Annotated in this window: 21 protein-coding genes; 6 read left to right on the top strand and 15 right to left on the bottom strand. The window is 61.5% G+C overall.

Features of this window, described 5'->3' with window-relative positions; genetic code table 11:
- Positions 1-121: 121 nt before the first annotated feature.
- On the top strand, positions 122-484 hold the full coding sequence (locus tag C8C92_RS19800) for a glyoxalase superfamily protein (protein ID WP_099763104.1): 363 nt from the start codon (positions 122-124) through the stop codon (positions 482-484).
- Between the two features lie 3 nt (positions 485-487).
- Here the strand turns inward: C8C92_RS19800 and C8C92_RS19805 are convergent, their stop codons facing one another.
- Entirely contained in the window at positions 488-1,657 is a 1,170-nt protein-coding gene (locus tag C8C92_RS19805; RefSeq protein ID WP_116745028.1) for a mandelate racemase/muconate lactonizing enzyme family protein, read from the bottom strand.
- Positions 1,658-1,756: 99 nt separating this feature from the next.
- On the opposite strand from C8C92_RS19805, the gene C8C92_RS19810 reads away from it, so the two are divergent.
- Both C8C92_RS19810 and motA read left to right on the top strand, forming a co-directional pair.
- On the top strand, positions 1,757-2,677 hold the full coding sequence (locus C8C92_RS19810; RefSeq protein WP_099763102.1) for a LysR family transcriptional regulator: 921 nt from the start codon (positions 1,757-1,759) through the stop codon (positions 2,675-2,677).
- Positions 2,678-2,719: 42 nt separating this feature from the next.
- Positions 2,720-3,583: a flagellar motor stator protein MotA gene (gene motA / locus C8C92_RS19815; RefSeq protein ID WP_099763101.1), complete on the top strand. Its 864-nt coding sequence runs from the start codon at positions 2,720-2,722 to the stop codon at positions 3,581-3,583.
- An 81-nt stretch (positions 3,584-3,664) separates the two neighbouring features.
- On the opposite strand, the gene C8C92_RS19820 is transcribed toward motA, so the two are convergent.
- Complete coding sequence (locus C8C92_RS19820; protein WP_116745029.1) at positions 3,665-4,264, bottom strand: TetR family transcriptional regulator; 600 nt, start codon at positions 4,262-4,264, stop codon at positions 3,665-3,667.
- Positions 4,265-4,421: 157 nt separating this feature from the next.
- Between C8C92_RS19820 and C8C92_RS19825 the strand changes: the two genes are divergently transcribed.
- Positions 4,422-5,645: an MFS transporter gene (locus tag C8C92_RS19825; RefSeq protein ID WP_116745030.1), complete on the top strand. Its 1,224-nt coding sequence runs from the start codon at positions 4,422-4,424 to the stop codon at positions 5,643-5,645.
- Positions 5,646-5,745: 100 nt separating this feature from the next.
- On the opposite strand, the gene C8C92_RS19830 is transcribed toward C8C92_RS19825, so the two are convergent.
- From C8C92_RS19830 to C8C92_RS19855, 6 genes are all read right to left on the bottom strand, one after another.
- The gene (locus C8C92_RS19830) at positions 5,746-6,015 is read right to left on the bottom strand and encodes a hypothetical protein (RefSeq protein WP_034754744.1); all 270 of its coding nucleotides are present in this window, start codon (positions 6,013-6,015) and stop codon (positions 5,746-5,748) included.
- A 78-nt stretch (positions 6,016-6,093) separates the two neighbouring features.
- Complete coding sequence (locus C8C92_RS19835; RefSeq protein WP_116745031.1) at positions 6,094-6,405, bottom strand: hypothetical protein; 312 nt, start codon at positions 6,403-6,405, stop codon at positions 6,094-6,096.
- A 201-nt stretch (positions 6,406-6,606) separates the two neighbouring features.
- Complete coding sequence (locus tag C8C92_RS19840; protein WP_133250805.1) at positions 6,607-7,041, bottom strand: hypothetical protein; 435 nt, start codon at positions 7,039-7,041, stop codon at positions 6,607-6,609.
- A 49-nt stretch (positions 7,042-7,090) separates the two neighbouring features.
- Positions 7,091-7,576, bottom strand: a complete 486-nt coding sequence (locus C8C92_RS19845) for a hypothetical protein (RefSeq protein ID WP_116745033.1) — start codon at positions 7,574-7,576, stop codon at positions 7,091-7,093.
- A gap of 161 nt (positions 7,577-7,737) precedes the next feature.
- Entirely contained in the window at positions 7,738-9,555 is a 1,818-nt protein-coding gene (locus C8C92_RS19850; RefSeq protein WP_116745034.1) for a DUF4153 domain-containing protein, read from the bottom strand.
- Between the two features lie 102 nt (positions 9,556-9,657).
- Complete coding sequence (locus C8C92_RS19855) at positions 9,658-10,095, bottom strand: hypothetical protein (protein WP_116745035.1); 438 nt, start codon at positions 10,093-10,095, stop codon at positions 9,658-9,660.
- Positions 10,096-10,175: 80 nt separating this feature from the next.
- On the opposite strand from C8C92_RS19855, the gene C8C92_RS19860 reads away from it, so the two are divergent.
- Positions 10,176-10,571: a MerR family transcriptional regulator gene (locus C8C92_RS19860; protein ID WP_116745036.1), complete on the top strand. Its 396-nt coding sequence runs from the start codon at positions 10,176-10,178 to the stop codon at positions 10,569-10,571.
- 52 nt (positions 10,572-10,623) lie between these two features.
- Here C8C92_RS19860 and C8C92_RS19865 read toward each other — a convergent pair whose 3' ends face one another.
- The 3 genes from C8C92_RS19865 to C8C92_RS19875 form a co-directional block, all read right to left on the bottom strand.
- Positions 10,624-11,265: a choice-of-anchor C family protein gene (locus C8C92_RS19865; protein WP_116745037.1), complete on the bottom strand. Its 642-nt coding sequence runs from the start codon at positions 11,263-11,265 to the stop codon at positions 10,624-10,626.
- Between the two features lie 152 nt (positions 11,266-11,417).
- On the bottom strand, positions 11,418-11,912 hold the full coding sequence (rraA, locus tag C8C92_RS19870; protein WP_116745038.1) for a ribonuclease E activity regulator RraA: 495 nt from the start codon (positions 11,910-11,912) through the stop codon (positions 11,418-11,420).
- Positions 11,913-11,944: 32 nt separating this feature from the next.
- Positions 11,945-13,195: an MFS transporter gene (locus tag C8C92_RS19875; RefSeq protein ID WP_116745039.1), complete on the bottom strand. Its 1,251-nt coding sequence runs from the start codon at positions 13,193-13,195 to the stop codon at positions 11,945-11,947.
- A 100-nt stretch (positions 13,196-13,295) separates the two neighbouring features.
- Between C8C92_RS19875 and C8C92_RS19880 the strand changes: the two genes are divergently transcribed.
- Positions 13,296-14,096, top strand: coding sequence for a helix-turn-helix transcriptional regulator (locus C8C92_RS19880; RefSeq protein WP_165829506.1), 801 nt, complete (start codon positions 13,296-13,298; stop codon positions 14,094-14,096).
- A gap of 112 nt (positions 14,097-14,208) precedes the next feature.
- Here the strand turns inward: C8C92_RS19880 and fliD are convergent, their stop codons facing one another.
- The 4 genes from fliD to alr all read right to left on the bottom strand — a co-directional run bounded on the left by fliD (position 14,209) and on the right by alr (position 18,952).
- Entirely contained in the window at positions 14,209-15,594 is a 1,386-nt protein-coding gene (fliD, locus tag C8C92_RS19885) for a flagellar filament capping protein FliD (protein ID WP_116746048.1), read from the bottom strand.
- A 232-nt stretch (positions 15,595-15,826) separates the two neighbouring features.
- The gene (locus tag C8C92_RS19890) at positions 15,827-16,147 is read right to left on the bottom strand and encodes a PilZ domain-containing protein (RefSeq protein ID WP_257225035.1); all 321 of its coding nucleotides are present in this window, start codon (positions 16,145-16,147) and stop codon (positions 15,827-15,829) included.
- Positions 16,148-16,421: 274 nt separating this feature from the next.
- Complete coding sequence (gene radA, locus C8C92_RS19895; protein ID WP_099763088.1) at positions 16,422-17,798, bottom strand: DNA repair protein RadA; 1,377 nt, start codon at positions 17,796-17,798, stop codon at positions 16,422-16,424.
- A 74-nt stretch (positions 17,799-17,872) separates the two neighbouring features.
- Positions 17,873-18,952, bottom strand: coding sequence for an alanine racemase (gene alr, locus C8C92_RS19900; protein WP_116745041.1), 1,080 nt, complete (start codon positions 18,950-18,952; stop codon positions 17,873-17,875).
- Positions 18,953-18,958: the final 6 nt, after the last annotated feature.

Genomic DNA, 18,958 nt, shown 5'->3' on the forward strand with positions numbered 1-18,958 from the left:
CTGTCATCGTTGGCGCCGGGCCGGCGCTGGAACCGGACTCGATTTCGACCAGGGCATGCGGCCACATCTATCGCAGCACGGCTAGAATGGTGGGATCGCCACCATTGTTGAAAGGGCCGCCATGCAGCTGTCCCCTGCCATCCCCATCCTGCGCATCTTCTCGGAAGAAAAGGCGCGCGAGTTCTACCTCGGCTTCCTCAGCTTTACTTTGGACTGGGAGCACCGCTTCGAGCCCACGGCGCCGCTGTACCTGCAGCTGACGCGGGGCGAGCTGGTACTGCACTTGAGCGAGCACTACGGCGACGCCACGCCCGGCACGGCGCTGCTGATCCCCGTCGACGACATCGCCGCCCTGCACGCGGAGCTGCAGGGCAAGGATTACCCGTATGCGCGGCCCGGCATCCGCGACGAGGACTGGGGCCGCATCCTGGAAGTGGCGGATCCGTTCGGCAACCGGCTGCGCTTCTGGCAGCGCAGCGCATAACGCTTACTGGCCGCTTAGCGCGCGCATTTCCGCATACAGATTCGCCTTGCCCTCGAAGCCGATGCCGACCAGGTCCGGCATGGTGATGTGGCCGTTTTCCACGCGCACGCCATCGGGGAAGCCGCCGAACGGCTGGAATAAATCCGGATACGATTCATTGCCGCCCAGGCCCAGGCCCGCCGCGATATTCAGGGACATCTGGTGGCCGCCGTGCGGGATGCAGCGGCTGCGCGACCAGCCGTGCTGGTGCAGCATGTCCAGCGTGCGCAGGTATTCCACCAGGCCGTAGCTGAGGGCGCAGTCGAATTGCAGCCAGTCGCGGTCGGCGCGCATGCCGCCGTAGCGGATCAGATTGCGCGCATCCTGCATGGAAAACAGGTTCTCGCCCGTCGCCATCGGCTTGTCGTAATAGCTGCGCAGGGTGGCTTGCAACTCGAAATCGAGCGGATCGCCCGCCTCCTCGTACCAGAACAAATCGTACTGGCGCAGCGCCTTGGCGTAGGCGATCGAGGTGTCGAGGTCGAAGCGGCCGTTGGCATCCACGCACAGCTTCTGCCCATCCTGCAGCACTTCCATAATGGCGTCGATGCGGCGCAAGTCTTCGTCCAGCGAGGCGCCGCCGATCTTCTTCTTGACCACCGTATAGCCGCGATCGATATAGCTGCGCATCTCGTCCTGCAGCGCGGACAGGCTCTGGCCCGGATAGTAATAGCCGCCCGCCGCATACACGAAGACTTTTTTGTCAGGCGCACCCGTGCCGTGGCGTTCGGCCAGCAGCTGGAACAACGGCTTGTGTTCGATCTTCGCCACGGCGTCCCAGATGGCCATGTCGATGGTGCCGATGGCCACCGAGCGCTCGCCGTGGCCGCCCGGCTTTTCATTGGTGTACATGCAATCCCACACCTTGTGCGGGTCGAGGTTGCTGCCGTCCTCCGTCACGAGGCTGGCCGGATCGGCATCGAGGATGCGCGGAATGAAACGCTCGCGCATCAGCATGCCCTGGCCGTAGCGGCCATTCGAATTGAAACCATAGCCGACGACGGGCTTGCCGTCGCGCATCACGTCCGTGACGACGGCCACCAGGCTCAATGTCATCTTCGTGAAATCGATGTAGGCATTGCGGATGGGCGATGAGATGGGGATGGTCTTTTCGCGGATATCGACGATTTTCATGCGGCTCTCCTGTGGGTGAAAACAATGACGCCAGCTTACGCGCGATTTTGAGTCGTATAATCAATGGCAATTTAAACCATTCTTCACTTGAAGTTAATAATGAAAAGCGACGCCACCACGGAAATGGCCTTCTTTGTGCTGCTGGCCAAGCTGGGCAGCCTGTCGGCCACGGCGCGCGAGCTGGACATCACGCCCCCCGCTGTCAGCAAGCGGCTGCAGTTGATGGAGCAGCGCCTGGGCGTGCGTTTGCTGAACCGCAGCACGCGGCGCATCAGCCTGACGGGCGACGGCGAAAGCTATCTGCAGCAGGCGCGGCAAATCCTCGACGATATCCGCGCCATGGAAGAATCCCTGGCCAGCGGCAGCGCGGAACCGCGCGGGCTGCTGCGCGTGAACGCCACCCTGGGCTTCGGGCGCACGGTGATCGCGCCCCTGCTGTCGCAATTCGCGCTGCGCCACCCCCAGCTGGAAGTGCAGCTGCAGCTGACCGACAGCCCTATCAATCTGGTCGAGCAGGCATATGACCTGGGCATCCGCTTCGGCGACTTGCCCGACACGCGCCTTTCCGCGCGCAAGATCATGTCGAACCGGCGTTTCCTGTGCGCTTCGCCCGCCTACCTGCAGGCGCACGGCACGCCGCAAACGCCCGACGACCTGGCACGGCACCGCTGCATCGTGCACCGGCAGAACGACGACGCCTACGGCATCTGGCGTTTGAGTCGTGGCCGCGCCACGCACACGGTGAAGGTACGCGGCACCGTGGCCAGCAACGATGGCGACGTGGTGCTGGGCTGGGCGCTGGACGGGCACGGCATCCTGCTGCGCTCGGAATGGGATTTGTCCCGCTACCTCGACAGTGGCCGCCTGCGCGTGGTGCTGGAAGACTACGCGCTGGCGCCTGCCGACCTGTACGCCTACTACCCCAGCCGCCACCAGTTGCCCGCCAAAGTGCGCGCTTTTATCAATTTTCTCGGCCAGCAGTTGCAGCCGGAAGCGGCCACGGCGGCCGAATCAGGTTAAACTACAATATTGCGATATGGCAATGTTATGAAGGAGTAAGTTTTGCTAGTCATCCTCGGATTTCTCGTCGTGCTGTTTTCCGTCTTCGGCGGCTTCGCCATGCAGGGCGGCCACCTGGCGGCCCTGTTCCAGCCGCTGGAACTGCTGATGATCGGCGGCGCCGCGCTGGGCACCTTCTTTATCGGCAACGACGCCAAGGCCATCCGCGCCACGTTCGCCGCCCTGCCCACCCTGTTCCACAGTTCGCAATACACGAAAGCGCGCTACATGGAGCTGATGGGGCTGATGTATGAAATCCTCAGCAAGATCCGCAAGGAAGGCCTGATGTCGGTCGAGGACGATATCGACGACCCGTATCGCAGCGCCATCTTCGTGAAATATCCGTACACGCTCGGTGACGAGCACATCCTGGAATTCATCACCGATTATTTGCGCCTGATGGTGTCGGGCAATATGGATGCTTACCAGATCGAAAATCTGATGGATAACGAGATCGAGACGCACCATGAAGATGCGGAAATGCCGATCCAGACGATTTCGCAGCTGGCCGACGCCATGCCCGCCTTCGGCATCGTGGCCGCCGTGATGGGCGTGGTGCATACCATGGCGTCCGTCGGCTTGCCGCCGGCCGAGCTGGGCGTGCTGATCGCGCAGGCGCTGGTGGGCACCTTCATCGGCATCTTGCTGGCCTACGGCTTCATCGCCCCGCTGGCCAGTCTGCTGCGCCGCAAGCACCATGAAACGGCGAAGATGTACCAGTGCGTGAAAGTGACGCTGCTGGCCAGCCTGAACGGCTATGCGCCGGCGCTGGCCGTGGAATTCGGCCGCAAGGTCATTTCCGCCACGGAACGCCCCTCGTTCAGCGAACTGGAAAACCACGTGCGCCAGGTGCGCACGAAAAACTGATACGGCCTGATTCACTTGCCCGGCGCGTCAGGCTTCCGGCGACGGCAGCGGATACGCCAGTGCGCTTCTGGCGGCTTGCTGTCATTGGCGCGATGACCTTTTGACCAACAACCCGCGTAGCAGCAATTCCAAGGCAGCAACTCCCTCGATCAAGCGCGCCGTGCCTTCGTCACCGTCTGCGATCCAGAACGCCGCTTCTGCCAGACTGCCGTAAATCAGCGAAGCCAGTGCCCGTGGGCTGGCGTCTGCCACGATGCCTTGATGAATCAGCTCCTGGAGAATGCCTTGCATCGACGCGACGCAATGGCGCTGCGAGTCCGGTGAGGCACCACCGAGGACCGCCCTGGCATCGCGTAAAACGATGCGCTGAATTTCCGGTTCCAGGGCCATCTCCAGATAGGCACGGCAGCGACTGCGAAAACCGTCCCACAGATCGTCGGCGCGTTCGGAGATGGTTTGCAGGCGGTCATCCATTTCCGCGTCGATCTGTTCCACCACCGCGAGCAGCAAGCCCTTCTTGTCGCCAAAGTGGTGATACAGCGCACCACGCGTCAGCCCTGCCTGCGCGGTGAGGTCATCCATTGAGGTGTCGGCATAACCGTGCTCGCTGAACACTTTGCGGGCAGTGGCCAGCAACGATGCACGGGTTTCTTCCATTTCGGCACGGGTGCGGCGAACCATTGCTTTCTCCTTACATACGTAGCGCATGATTGTTTACATACAGTGCGTATGAATATATACTTATTCATACGCGATGTATGTATTATCACTGCGACGTGTCTCCATTGCAAGCTGGGCATGCCGGCACAAGCCAATTATCGAATGAAGGAAATGAAGCATGAGTACGTCTCCCTGCGCCGCAACAGAAACCGCTGTCCGTCACCCGTGGCTGGCGGTCACCGCCATAGGCATGGCCACCTTCTCGGTAGTGACGACGGAAATGCTCCCGGTCGGCCTGTTGACGCCGATTGCTGACACGCTGGACACCTCCACCGGAACCGCCGGCCTGATGATCTCGCTGCCAGCATTACTGGCGGCCTTGTTCGCTCCGCTGCTGGTGATCGCATCGGGAAGCCTGGACAGGCGCAAAATTCTCTGTGGTTTGCTGAGTCTATTGGTGATCGCGAACCTTGCCTCGGCATTGGCACAAAACATGGTGTGGATGCTGGCTGCACGCGTTCTCGTCGGTTTTTGCATGGGCGGCATCTGGGCCATTGCCGGTGGCCTGGCTGCCCGCCTTGTTCCGGCTCCCTCGATCGGTCTGGCAACGTCGATTATCTTCGGCGGAGTAGCGATCGCTTCTGTGCTGGGCGTACCGCTTGGCGCACAAATCGGCGACGTTGCAGGATGGCGCTGGGCCTTTGGCGCCATGGCGCTGTTGAGCGGCCTGGTACTGGCGCTGCATCTGGCCGTCATGCCAGCGCTGCCTGCTGCCAGTGCGGCGACCTTGCGCCAATTCGGCAAGCAGTTGCGCAACCGGCAATTGCAAGCGGGGCTGCTTCTGACCCTGTTGCTGGTGACCAGCCATTTCGTGGCCTTCACCTTTGTGCGTCCGTTGTTGCTGTCAGTGTCGGGGTTTGATGCGCAATGGCTGGGCGCACTGCTGTTTTTCTATGGCTTCGCTGGCATCATTGGAAACTTCCTGGCCGGTGCCGTTGCGGTGCGGCGCACGGCGCCCACCATCATCGCCATCTCAGCTGGACTGCTGCTCACGCCGCTACTCTTCCTGGCGCTCGGCGACTCGCGCATCGGCGGCGGCGCGGTGTTGCTGGCCTGGGGACTAGCCTACGGTGGCGTTTCGGTCGGCCTGATGACCTTGATGATGAAGGCGGCGCCCCGGGCCGTGGAAATAGTCGCCGCGCTGTATGTGGGCGTATTCAACGTTGCCATTGCACTCGGGGCATGGGCCGGCGGACAGGCCGTCGACGGGCTGGGCCTGTCCGCCAACCTCTGGCTCGCCGCAGGATTCGCCGCTGCCGCCTTGCTGCTGTCGTTCAGGATCAGCTTTGTTGAACACGCAATGAAAGCTGCCGGCAAGCAGCTTGGCTCGGCAACGGATTGACGGCATACAGTCTGTCATGAAAGCTTCTGGCGGCTTGCCGTCGCTGCCGGGTTCCGCCCCGAAGCAGACACTCGCCATTTTCACGAAAGAGCGAAGATGTTCAGTCGCTAAACGGAAGAGAAATATTGTTGCTCATTAACGTGACCTTGTAGTGAGACACCAGGTCAGATAGCTGCTCAACAGTGTCCGCGAGCTCTCCTGCAGCCTCTTCACTTAGGCACGCCGCTTCAGACTGCACTACTTTAAGAGACTGAAGCAAGACACTCAGTGTATCGCCTTGAATCAGGCACCCGGGGAAATTACGCTGTGGATGGCGCATTACAACGGCGTTCGATGCATCAGAAAAAATTTCGACTTCTTGAATATACATTGTGCCTCCAATTTATCATGGGTAGACTCACCGACCGCTTCTGGCCGATTGCAGCCGCCAAATTTCCCGGGCTGTCGACTACGCGACCAAAAAATCATCCGTTGAATCATCCGGCCAAATGGTTGTGTAGATATCATCAGAAAGCAATCGGTATCCAGCTTTTACATCATGTAGCAATTTGAACCTAGCTAGGATGGGTTTGCTCGCTTCAAACACTGCCGTCGGATTTGTGGCCAGGATAAAAATATTTATCTCCCCGCAGCCCATATCATGGCCGTCGACTTCAGCAATGTCATTCAACTCAATGGAAAGTTCCTTTTCCAAATTCGTCATTACATCGAACTCAACTAGAGAGTCGCCACATACTTGCAGTACCAACTGATAGGTCATATCACCTCGCAAATCCCATCACACTGAAATTTTCGGCCGTTCGAAGGGCTGCTTTTGGCCGAACCCGGCCTTTCGGCCCAGGATAGCAGGTTACCAGGGTGAACATCTAGGGGCTGCATCGGCAGGCTGAATTCGCCCTAAAAGTGCCCTTTGTCGGTGGCAAGAACGGTGCGACATGCGAATCCTCTGTGCCGACCTCACCTAAAAGCCAGTGGCTCGTTCCAGGCAAAGCGAATCGAATCGAGAGGAGCCTTCGCCAGTAAGCTGCTCTATCAAAAGATCATCGAGGTCTTGGAGGAAACGCTTGGAGTCAAAGTCCTTGATCCGCCGCTTTTCCAGCACTTTCCTAACCTGAGTCATAAGTTGTTCATAGAGTGTAGCGCGGCGTTCACGATGCTTCGCTTTCACAAAAAAAGGGAGATCCAGCATCACGTCGATGTAGAGTGTCCTTGTCGCGGTCACAAGTCTCACGCGCTGTTTGAATTCAAGGGCTGGGTCGCGGCAAATGGCCGCAAGCGTAAGTTTGGACAAGCCAGGGCCGTAATCGGCATCGATTAGCGAGTTGAAATCTACAACACGTATTGCATGGTCGAGCTTCGATTCCCAATTCATGTCGGCAAGCAAATTTACGTTCATCGTATCGTTTTGGTTGATGAAGGGACAGTCCGCTTCTGGCCGGTTGGAGTCACTCTGCTGATGTCATTGGGGCTTCGCGGAGTATGAACCTGCTCGCCATCTGGTTCCAGCTAGCAGCCCGCCCTTGAAGAAATAACAGCTGTCCATACTCATCCATATTTGAATCTCGGTGAGTTAAGCGTAGCCATTTCTCATAAAATACGTCAAAGTCTTCCTGAGTCATTTGAGGTAAAAACTTGTCGGAATAATCGAAGAGCGCAAGGAACTCAGTGTTAGACCGCAACGATATTGAGCGCAATGGTTCAATGCCGAGCAAACCCATCAGCAACTCCAATTCGTCGTCACTGGCGAGCGTAACCGAGAAAAGCTCGGCATAGGCCGCCGCCACTAAGGCGTCAATCGACAACGACGCTGTTGCACTTGGTTCGTTTGACGATGCGAATAGATAGCTTTGAATTCTCGCCTCCACTACAGTTGAGATGATATCGACGTCCAGTAGTCCGTCCGCTTCTGGCCGGCAGCGGTCCGTGAGCATAACGAATTACCAAGCCAGAAAAGTCACACATCGTCACGCCAACGTGAATGTCCGCTTCTAGCAGCCGATAGTGGACGGTCAGAATGGCTCCGTGTACGAAGTTATTGCCTTCATGACAAGCAAGAGGTTATGTTCGCCGCGCCAAGTCTTCTCTCTGCCGTTTAGGGTGCCGGCGCCGTCTCGTCCGGGCAGCTGACCTCGTCCTCTGGCGTATATAAAGTCATCGGCACGCGCTGGCCGTCGACTTCCAGCTCGCGCACCTTTGGTGGCACCAACTGGAACTCGCCCGCCTGCAGTTTCTCGCGCAGGGGCTTGCAGCGCAGGGCGTCCACAGGGATTTGCCCGCGCGCGGTCCAGCTGCCGTCTTCCTTTTCCGCCAGCAATACCGACGAAGCGCGCGGGTCATTGCTGATCAGCAGCACGTCCTCTTTGCCATCGCCATCGAAATCGAGCAAGTACGCGTCGCACTGAGGCCCTGCCCGCTTCAAGCAGGCGGGCAGGCGCCAGGCCGGGCTCACTTGTGTCCAGTCCTGGCGCAGAAAACTGTCCGGCAACTTCGCCGTGGCCGGGCGCAGGGTCAGGTTGATCGACACGTCGCTCAGCGCGCCCGTCTCGTCGAGGCGGTTCTGGCGCTTGAGCATGGCCTCGGCGCGGGCCCGCACGATGGCCGCATCCCGCCCCGTCGTGCGTTTCGTCAATTCCTGCAGGGCCGCCTGGCCATAGCGGGCGCCCTGGAAGCGCAGGTATTCAAAATCGAACTTGTCCACGCTCACTTTACCGCTGTCCAGGCGCGCCATCTGGCTGGCCACGGAAATGCGCGCCGGGTCCGCCAGCGGCGAGAACAGGGCGAACAGCACCAGCAGGGTGACAAAGGCGGTGGCCACGTTGACGTTGGCGATCAGGTGCAGCCAGTCGCCATACTTGCTGGCCGCCCAGGCATAGCCGGCGGCGTAGCAGGTGGCGACCAGCAGGCAGGCGGCGGCGATCAGGCGGTCGGCCGTCCAGCCATGCGACATCACGCGCAAGGTCAGTGCATAGATGGCGATGCCCACCACCCACGGCAGCAGCAGACAGGCCAGGCGCGTGCCCAGGCGGATGCCGCGCGCCACGCCATGGCCCACTTCGCCATTCTGGAAGGCGGCATTGATCAGCACCACCAGCACGCCGGCCATGCCCAGCAGCACGGACGCTGCATGGCGCGTGGCCCACAGGCGCTCGAAGCCGATGAAGGGCAGGGTCAGCAGGAAACCGGAGACGAGCACGGCGGCAATCGGCATCAGCCACGACAGCAGCACCAGCAACAGGGTGCGGATGCCGCGCACGATGGACGGGCGCACGTCGGTGATGTGGATGGCGAACGAGAACGCGAAGCAGATGACGGGAATCACGAACCACGCCTGGCCCAGCAATTTTTTCAGGAAACTGAGCTTGATCAGCAGGAACAATTGTCCGCCCAGCCACAGCACCAGCCACAGGCCCAGCACGAACAGCAGGGAAAACAGCAGCTGGATGCCGAGCTTCCAGGCGATTTCAAAATACGTGGGATAGCGGGCGATGCGCTGGCCATCCTGGGTGCCGGCCAGCACCAGCGCGTGGGCGATATAGAAACCGACCACGCAAAAACCGAACAGCTGGGCGGAAATGACGCGCAGCGGCGCACCCGGCTTGTAATTGCCCCAGATCACGTGTTCCGCGCCGCGCGCCACGTCATGCCAGGCCAGCACGGCCAGCACGACGGCCGCGCCGGCCATCCACAGGCCGATGCGCTTTGCCGACATGTGGCCCAGGCTGGACACCAGCAGGATGGGCAACAGCAGGCTGATCAGCATCAACGGGCCCAGCAAGTAGGCTTCCGTGGCGGGCCACACCTTGTCTTGCGCCGTGCTGTACAGCCAGTACAGCAGCAAGCCTTGCAGCAGGCCCGTCACCAGGCGCGTCACCGCGATGCGCGGCGCCACCACCGGATCGAGCAACGCCATGTTTTTTCCTGCGGCATCCTGCTGCATAGTCATCCTCTTAATAGTCGTTCATTGCAGTCATTGCTGTACTGCGAGCACGGCCATTATTGCATTTCGTTATCGTCATCTCAACAGCGATTCGTGCGCCTGCCCTCCCCGCGCGCCTACGCCGGGGTGCAATGACAGGCTTTGCGCCAGGCCCCAGGCCAGTTCCGGCACGATGAACAGCCACAGCACGGGCTGGCCCGTGACCAGCAACGCCCACGCCATCCAGGTGGAAAACAGGTAGCGCGCCGCCGCGTCATAGCGGCCGAAGCGCGGCTGCGGGTCGACGATGCGCAGCACCGACCAGACCATCACCACGCTGCCCAGCAAGCTGCTGATGAGCAGATGAAACGGCACGAAAAGGGGCAGCGGCGCGCCGCCCAGGGAGACGTTGAGGGAACTCAGTTGCTCGCGCAACAGCAAAAATGTCCACGGCGTGGCGAACGCGGCCGTCATGAGCACATCATAAATGGCGCTGGCGCGCACCAGGCGGCGGAAAGCGGAAACGGACAACATGGCAACTCCTGTCATTGGAAAGTGTCCATGATCAAGGCTGGAGTACACTCCATGGTCAAGCATTTTATGAAAGAAAACCCATGCAGATCGGCGAGATGGCACAGGCGACGGGCTTGAGCCGCGATACCCTGCGCTTCTATGAAAAACGGGGCTTGCTGCGCGCGCGGCGCGGCGCAAATGGCTACCGCGACTACCCGCCCGAGGCGACCGACTGGCTGCGCTACCTGCGCACGGCGCAGCAGCTGGGCTTTACCCTGGCCGAAATCGAGGCCGACATGCCGCTGCTGGCCGGCGCCGGCGATCCCGCCACGGCCGAACTGCTGCGCGCGGCTCTGGCGCGCAAGCTGCTTGACATCGATGCGCGCATCGCGGGATTGACACAGTTGCGCGCAGAGTTGGCGCGGCGGCTGGAGCCGCACGCGGCGGCGTGTCCGTTACGGGGAGAGGCCGATGCAACTCAACCAAACCTGGCGTAAAAAAACCGCCTGTGCATGGCAGCAGGCGGTTTGATCTCGGACAAAACCAGGCTTACTTGGCGGCCTTGCGGCGGCGCAGGAAACCCATCAGGCCCAGGCCAGCGAGCAGCATGGCGTAGGTTTCCGGTTCCGGCACGGCGGTCATCACGGACACGTTGTCGATCACGGCGCCCGAGAATTTGTCGAGCGGCGTGCCGGCCTTGGCGGCGCTGGCAAACGACAGGGTCGCCAGGCCGGTGGTGGCAGCCGTGAAGCTCAGGGTATTGCTGGACAAGGTGTTCGAGGCGGCAGCCGTCGAGTAGAAATTGCCTGCCACGCCACCGAAGCTGACGGCCACGCCCTGGCCTGCGGGGCCGCCGGAATTGCGCGCCATGTCAAAGCTCAGGTTATACGTCTGGCCGGCAATGACACTGAAACTTTGCGAGAGGAAACCCGGACCAGGTGTGCCCAGCATATCGACGCTGTAGCCATCGATGGCATTGTAGGCATTGCGGATCAGGTCGACGGAACTGGCGCCCACGGTCCAGCCCGTAAGGGCCGACGAACCGCTGTTGATGACTTTAAAACCGCTGTTGAAGGTATAGCCGGTAGCGACCGTTTCAAAATTGCCATTCGTGATCAGGTTGACGGGGCTGGCGCTGGCGGTGCCGGCTGCAAACAGAGCGACAACTGCTGCGATGGTGGCGATTTTCATGGTCTGATTTCCTTGCTCTGTTGATATTAAAGTTACCTTAAGTGAAATCATATCTCAGCCATGATGAAAAGCAAAGAAATTTGCAAAAATATATTTAACGTGGACAATATGCAACGCCTTTCGGCATACGCCCCCTCCCGGAAGAGAACAGTTCAATCGAGTTCCTGGCGCGCCACCAGGATGCCATCCGCATCGGCGTAGATCCAGTCGCCCGGATGCACGGCCACGCCGCTGAGCTGCACGCGCACGTCGCGCTGGCCGGCGCCCGTCTTGTTGCTCTTGCGCGGATGCGTGGCCAGCGCGCGCACGCCGATCTGGCAGACATTGATTTCTTCGCTGTCGCGGATGCAGCCATCGACGACGATGCCGGCCCAGCCGTTGCTCTCCGCCAGCACACCCAGCTGGCCGCCCACCAGCGCGCGGCGCAGGCTGCCGCCGCCATCGATCACCAGCACATGGCCCTGGCCCGGCGTTTCCAGGGTGCTGCGCACGAGGGCATTGTCTTCGAACACTTGCAAGGTGGTGGCCGGGCCGCTGAAGCGCACGCGCTGGCCGAAAGCGCGGTACACGGGCGGCAGCACGGCCAGGGTGCCATCGTCCAGCATGGCTGCATGGTCGTCGCACAGATCGGTGGTGGCAAAGGTCATGGGAACTCCTTGAGTGGCAGATGGCAACGATTCTATGCCTTTTGCAGCGCCGCCGCGCGTGTTTTACCGCCCACGCCCACGGCCGTGGCAATCGCCAGCGCCTGGAATACACCGATGAAGACGAACAGCAAGGCCGGATGGTCGCCATCCATCAGCGCGCCAAAGAACAGGGGCCCCACGGCCAGACCGCTGTCGAGGCCCGAATACACGACGCCATACACGCGCCCGGTGGCATTCTTCGGCGCCGCCGCGCGTATCATCAGGTCGCGCGACGGTCCCGCCACGCCCGACGTCAGGCCGATGGCGCCCATCAGCACCACCGCGCCCCAGGCCGGCACGACGGCCATGGCCAGCAGCACGGCCAGCAGCGCGGCGGCGGAAAAGGCGATCGCCACGTTGCGGTCCGGCTGCTTGCTGCGCGCGCCCACCACGCCGCCGGCCAGCATGCCCACGGCCGAGGCCAGCATGTAGGCCGTGTAGGCGCTGGTGGCCAGCGCCAGGCTCATGCCGTACAGCTTGACCAGAGCCACACTGGCAAAGCTCTGGATGCCGCCCAAGGCGATGGCGGTAATGAAGAAGAAGGCAAAACACATCCACACGGCCGGCAAACGCAAAAAGTCCAGCGTGCCTTCGCCGCCGCCCGCCTGGCCCGGCACGGCCTTTTTCAACGGCTCGGGACGGATGGCGTGGCGGTTCAAAAACAGGATCAGCAGCACGCCAAACGGCAGCACGGCCGCGCATTGCAGCGCGATTCTCCAGTCATACTGGGTGGCAACGTACGTCATGAACAAAGGCGCCAGGGCCCAGCCGATGTTGCCGCTGATGCCATGCACGGAAAAACCGTAAGCCACGCGGGCCGCCGAGACGCGCTGGTTGAGGATCGTATAGTCGGCCGGATGGAACACGCTGTTACCCATGCCGGCCAGCATGGCGCCCAGCATCAGCGCCGCATAGCTGTGCGCGGTGGACAGGGCCAGCGCCGACACGCCCAGCAAGAATATGCCGGAAAACAGCACGGCACGGGCACCGAAGCGGTCGACGACAAAGCCGGCCAGCGCCTGCCCCACGCCTGAGATGATGAAAAACACCGTCATCAGCAGGCCCAGTTCCGCATACGACAGGCCAAAGGCCGGTTTCAGCCAGACGAACAGGGCCGCGAGGATCAGGTGGTAGAAGTGCGAAATGCCATGCGCCAGCCCCACCAGGGCGATGACGCGCGCGTCGCTGCGCAAGGTTGGCGGTGACTGCGGTGGCAACTGCCTTGCCGAGTTAGTTGTTATCATGTCATACCCTGTCTTATACTGGTGAAGCTCAAGTGTATGCAAAATACCATCGTCTGTTTTCCGACAGAACGACATAATTTATCGAATTAAGGCCAAGCTGATGGGTGTACCTATCCTCCACCATACCCGCATGTGTCCGCCAAGGGAGGCGCCCAGTGCGACCATCCCCGTGACCATGGTCGCGCGCGACCTGCAACCCGATGAATTTTTATTACCGCACAGCCACCCCTGGGGCCAGGTGACGATGGCGCTCGAAGGCGTGCTGCGCATTACCGCCAACAACAGCAGCTGGGTGCTGCCGCCCATGCGCGCCATCTGGATCGCGCCGAACGTGGAGCATGCCGTCACGATACTGGAAAAAACCCGCTTGCGCCCCCTGTGCATCCATGCCGCGCGCGCGCCGTTCGCGGGCAGCGACTGCAAGGTGCTGGAAGTGTCGAACCTGCTGCGCCAGCTGATCATGGCGCTGGAACAGCTGGACCCGGGCCAGGAGCCGGCGCGCGAGGCGCTGCTGGCCGAACTGATCCTCGACGAACTGAAACGCTCGGACACGCGTCCCATCCGTGTCCCCTTGCCCAGCGACAAGCGCCTGAAGACCCTGTGCGACAGCCTGATCGACAAGCCCGGCTTGAACCAGACGCTGGAACACTGGGCGCAGCAGGTCGGCGCCTCGGAGCGTACCCTGGCGCGGCTGTTCGAACGGGAATTGGGCATGAGTTTTGGCCAGTGGCGCCAGCAGGTGCGCCTGGCGCACGCGGCGCCCCTGATCGCGCGCGGCGTGCCGCTGTCGCAGGTGGCCGAAGAACTGGGCTACGCCAGCCAGTCGGCCTTTTCCGCCATGTTCAAGAAGACTTTCGGCAGTTCGCCATCGGCCTTCTTTGCGCAGGGCGACAGAATCTAGCCAACTGGAAAGCGCGCCGATACAGCGCTCAGGGCAAGGCGCAGCGCCGCAGGCAGTACGCTAGTACGGCAAGGCGGTGCAACGCCGCCATGGGCGCTTTAGCGGTGCGCCCTTAAGCCATGAAGTCGAAGAGCGAATTTTTGCCCGTATAACCCGGCAAGGCCGAGTTCGTGCCCATCTGCTCCTGGGCCGAATACGCCTTCACCAGCGCCTGCGCCTGCGCCGTCAGCGCCTTGGCCAGCACGGCTTTCTTGTTGTTCAGCGTGGTGATGTCCTTGCCCACCGATTGCACTTCCTTGCGGATGATGCTCGTTTCGCCCGTCAGTTCACCGATCTTGCTGGAAAACTGATCCGCCACGCCCTTGCCGTTATTCGTAAACAGCTTGCTGACGGCGTCCGGATCGGCGGCGATGGCGGCCTTGAGTTTTTTATCGTCGAGTACCAGCTCGCCGCCCTTGCCGAGGGTCACGCCAGCGCTGCTCAGGATGGAAGCGGGCACGCCCGTGCTGGCCGTGCGCAGCACTTGCTCCATCTGCGAACGCACCTGGCCCAGGGCCGTATCGGATTTCAAATCGCCCTGCTGCAGGCTCTGCAGCTTGCTGTTGAGCTCATTGTAGGCCGTGACGAAGCTGGCCACGTTGCTGGCGATCTGGCTGCTGTCCTTGGCGATGACCAGGTCCGTCGTGCCTGTTTTCTTCAATTCGATGGTGGTGCCCTCGACGGCAGTCGTCAGGGTATTCGTGGCGCTCTTGATGTCCTTGCCGTCGACGGTGAGCAGCGCGTCCTGCGCGGCGGCCGTCTGCTGCAAGCCCTTGCCGGCACCGGGCGCATAGCTGAGCAGGTTGCTGACGGCCGCGTCGCCGGACACGCTGATGCGCATGCTGCTGTCGGCGCCGCTCTTGCCGTTCAGGGCCAGCGCATAGCCATCCGGACCCTTCACCACGCTGGCGTCGATGCCCTGCTGCTTGAGCGCGGCGGCGATGCCGTCGAGGCTATTGTTGCTGCTGTCAATCGTCAGCGAAATGACCTTGCCGCTGCCGGGGGTAAATTGCTTGCCGTCGGTCGCGCCCACTTCGATCTTGACCAGCGCGGGCGCCCCCGTGCCGATCGCCGCGCTCGAGGTTTTCTGCGCGCCGCTGACCAGTGTCTGTCCCTGTGCCAGCTGCTTGACGTTCAATGCATAGCTGCCGCTGACAGCCTTGTCGGTGGTGGTGGCGCTCAGCACATCCTTGCTGCTGGAGGTGGCCGAAGTGGCCAGGCCGCTGCCGGCCATGTTCTTGGCCACAGTCTGGAATTTCGCCAGCGCCGATTGCAACTGGCCCAGGCCCGAGAACTTGGCCTGGTCGCGCGCCAGGCTGGCATTGAGCTTGACGACGCCCGTGTTCTGCGACTGCATCTGGCGCTCCACCTTCGCATACACATCGGCCGAGATATTGCCCTGCGTCGTCTGTTGCGTACTGTTGGTGTAAGCCTTGCTGTTGATGGTCGAATTAAACATGGTGGGCATTCCCGTCGGGTGTAAGGTCATGGCACACGGTTCAGGTCATGACCGCGCGCTGCGCTGGAAACGGACAGCAAGCGCGCGTGGCGCGGCAAGGTCCCTCTTCTGGTTGATAATTATGCAGTATTACCGGAATATCAAAACAGCGAACAGAACAAGTTTTTCCTGACTGCAAACCCATATGCACCATGATAGCGCATTTCATGTGCCACCCCTCTGCGGGCATGCCTCAGCGCATGAATTTCGAAATGGCGCTGCTGACAGCCATGTCCAGTTGCAGGAAAGTGAGTCCCACCTTGAAACCTGCACTGCTGAAAATGCAGTGCGAGACAGACGCGCGCGCCTCGATAATGTGCGCCGAGCCATCGTAAAACAACTCGAACAGCACCTTGCCCTGCTTGCCTGTCGGCACCGGTTCCGCGATGACGGCCGCCATGCCGCCCGGCCCCACATCGAGGGTGCGCGCCGCCACCGGGCCCGCGCCATCCATTACCAACATTGCCTTGGCACGCAATATCTTGCGTGCGCCCTGCCTTTGCTCAACTGACACTGTATTCCGCTTCTCTAACTATGCATTGTCGATGCGAACTCGCTGCGCGAATCCATCGGACGAATATTATAGTTCTAAACGGAAATTCCGTTTGACTTGTCTCAAGCTTGGCATTTACACCATACCAAGTTGAGCCCTGGAACACCGAACAAAACCGTAGCGAGCGGCAGTGATTTGTGGCCGAGAAGCGCAACCGTACTTTGTACGGGGCCGCCGAGGCGGTGAGCATCGCCGGCCGCAAAGCGCGACGCGCAGCAGGTTTGGTTCGGTGTTCTTACTCCAGGTCGCGCAGTTTGTTAAACGCCTCGTCGATACGTTCGACGCCGATAACCTTGAGGCCCTCGATAACCTGTTTCGGCAAATTGGACTTGGGCACCACGGCCAGGGTAAAGCCCAGCTTGGCCGCTTCGCGCAAGCGTTCCTGGCCGCGTGGCGCAGGGCGGATTTCGCCGGCCAGGCCCACTTCGCCAAACACCACGAGTCCTCGCGGCAAGGGTTTATTGCGCATCGACGAGTTAATCGCCAACAACACGGCCAGGTCGGCCGCCGGTTCCGTAATCTTGACGCCGCCGACGGCATTGATGAACACATCCTGGTCAAACGCGGCGATGCCCGCGTGGCGGTGCGCCACGGCCAGCAGCATGGCCAGGCGGTTCTGCTCCAGGCCGACAGACAGGCGGCGCGCATTCGGCAAGTGGCTGGTATCGACCAGGGCCTGGATTTCCACCAGCAGCGGACGCGTGCCTTCCTGCGTCACCATCACGCAGGAACCGGGCACCTGGTTGTCGTGCTGCGACAGGAACAGCGCGGACGGGTTCGACACGCCCTTCAGTCCCTTTTCCGTCATGGCGAACACGCCCAGCTCGTTGACGGCGCCGAAACGGTTCTTGATGGCGCGCACCAGGCGGAAGCTGGAATGGGCGTCGCCCTCGAAATACAGCACCGTGTCGACGATGTGTTCGAGCACGCGGGGACCGGCCAGCGCGCCCTCTTTCGTCACGTGCCCCACCAGGATGATGGTCACGCCCGTCTGCTTGGCCGCACGCGTCAGCTGCGCCGCGCATTCGCGTACTTGCGCCACGGAACCGGGCGCCGAGCTGAGGGCGTCCGAATACACGGTCTGGATCGAATCGATCACCACCACTTCCGGCTTCAGGTCGGCCAGGGTGCCGAGAATTTTTTCCAGCTGGATCTCGGCCTGCAATTTGAGTTCCTTGGCATCGATGACGAGACGCTTGGCGCGCAGGGCGATCTGCGCGCCGGATTCCTCGCCACTGACATACAGCACGCGCTTGTGGTGCGACATGTTGGCCAGCGCCTGCAGCAGCAGGGTCGACTTGCCGATGCCGGGATCGCCGCCGATCAGCACCACGCCGCCCGCTACCATGCCGCCGCCCAGCACGCGGTCGAATTCTTCGATGCCCGTGCCGAAGCGGGGCACGTCGATGGCATCGATATCGTCGAGCGACAGCACGGGCGCCGTCTGCGCCAGCGACATGTGCTGCGGGTTCGAATAGCGGTTGTTGCCGCCCGTCTCGGGCAGGGTTTCCACCATGGTGTTCCACTGGTTGCACGAGGTGCATTGCCCCATCCATTTATTACTGATGGCGCCGCAATCGCTGCAGGTATAGATGGTCTTGACTTTTGCCATGGTGTACTTTGCTCAGGTAAAATGAAACAGCTGGTTATATATACAGTATATACAAACCGCGCTGCCGCGTCACCCTACGCTTCGTTCACCGGTACGCGCGGCGCCAGCGCGCACATCAGCTCGTAGCCGATGGTGCCGGCGGCCAGCGCCACCTCGTCGATCGGCAGGCCCTGCCCCCACAAGGTTACATTGCTGCCGACCCGCGCACCGGGCACGTGCGTCAGGTCGACCATCAGCATGTCCATCGAGACCCGGCCGATGAGCCCCGTGCGCACGCCGTCGACCAGCACGGGCGTGCCTTCGGGCGCATGGCGCGGATAGCCATCCGCATAGCCGCAAGCCACCACGCCCACCTGGATATTGCCGGCCGCTTCGTAGCGGCTGCCATAGCCCACCACTTCGCCAGCGGCGATATCCTGGATGCCGATGATGCTGCTGCGTAAGGTCATGGTGGGCAGCAAGCCGAACGCCTGCGCCGACGTGCCGCTGGGCGTGCCGCCATACAGCATGATGCCGGGGCGCACCCAGTCGCTGTCCAGATGGTGCAGCAGCAAGCCGGCCGAATTGCACAGGCTGCGCGGCAAGGCCGCATCTATACTGGCCGCGCCCGCTTCAAAACGCAGCATCTGCTGGGACAGTGGCAAGCGCGTGGGCGCCGCCTCGTCCGCATTGGCGAAATGCGTCATCAGGGTGATCGTGCCGATATGCGGCATGGCGCGCAGGCGCGCATACGCAGCGGCGATGGCTTGCGGCGTAAAGCCCAGGCGGTTCATGCCCGTGTTCATCTTCAGATGCACATCGATGGCGTGCGGCAAGCGCGCCGCTGCCAGCATGGCGATCTGTTCTTCGCAATGCACGCTGCCATTCAAGCCGTATTGCGCCATGACCGGCAGATCGCTGGCGTCGAAAAAGCCTTCCAGCAGCAAGATGGGCTTGCTCCAGCCCAGTTCGCGCAAGCGCACGGCGTAGTCGACCTCGACCAGCGCCAGGCCATCGGCGTCGGCAAAGCCCCGCATGGCCCGTTCCAGGCCGTGGCCATAGGCATTCGCCTTGACGACAGCCCACACCTTGGCGCCGCGGGCGCAGGCGCGCGCGCGCGCCAGATTCTGTTGCATGGCATCCAGATGGATGGTGGCGATGAGGGGCCTGGGCATATGCGT

The sequence above is a fragment of the Janthinobacterium sp. 78 genome (assembly GCF_003096775.1).
GTDB classification, from domain to species: domain Bacteria; phylum Pseudomonadota; class Gammaproteobacteria; order Burkholderiales; family Burkholderiaceae_D; genus Janthinobacterium; species Janthinobacterium tructae.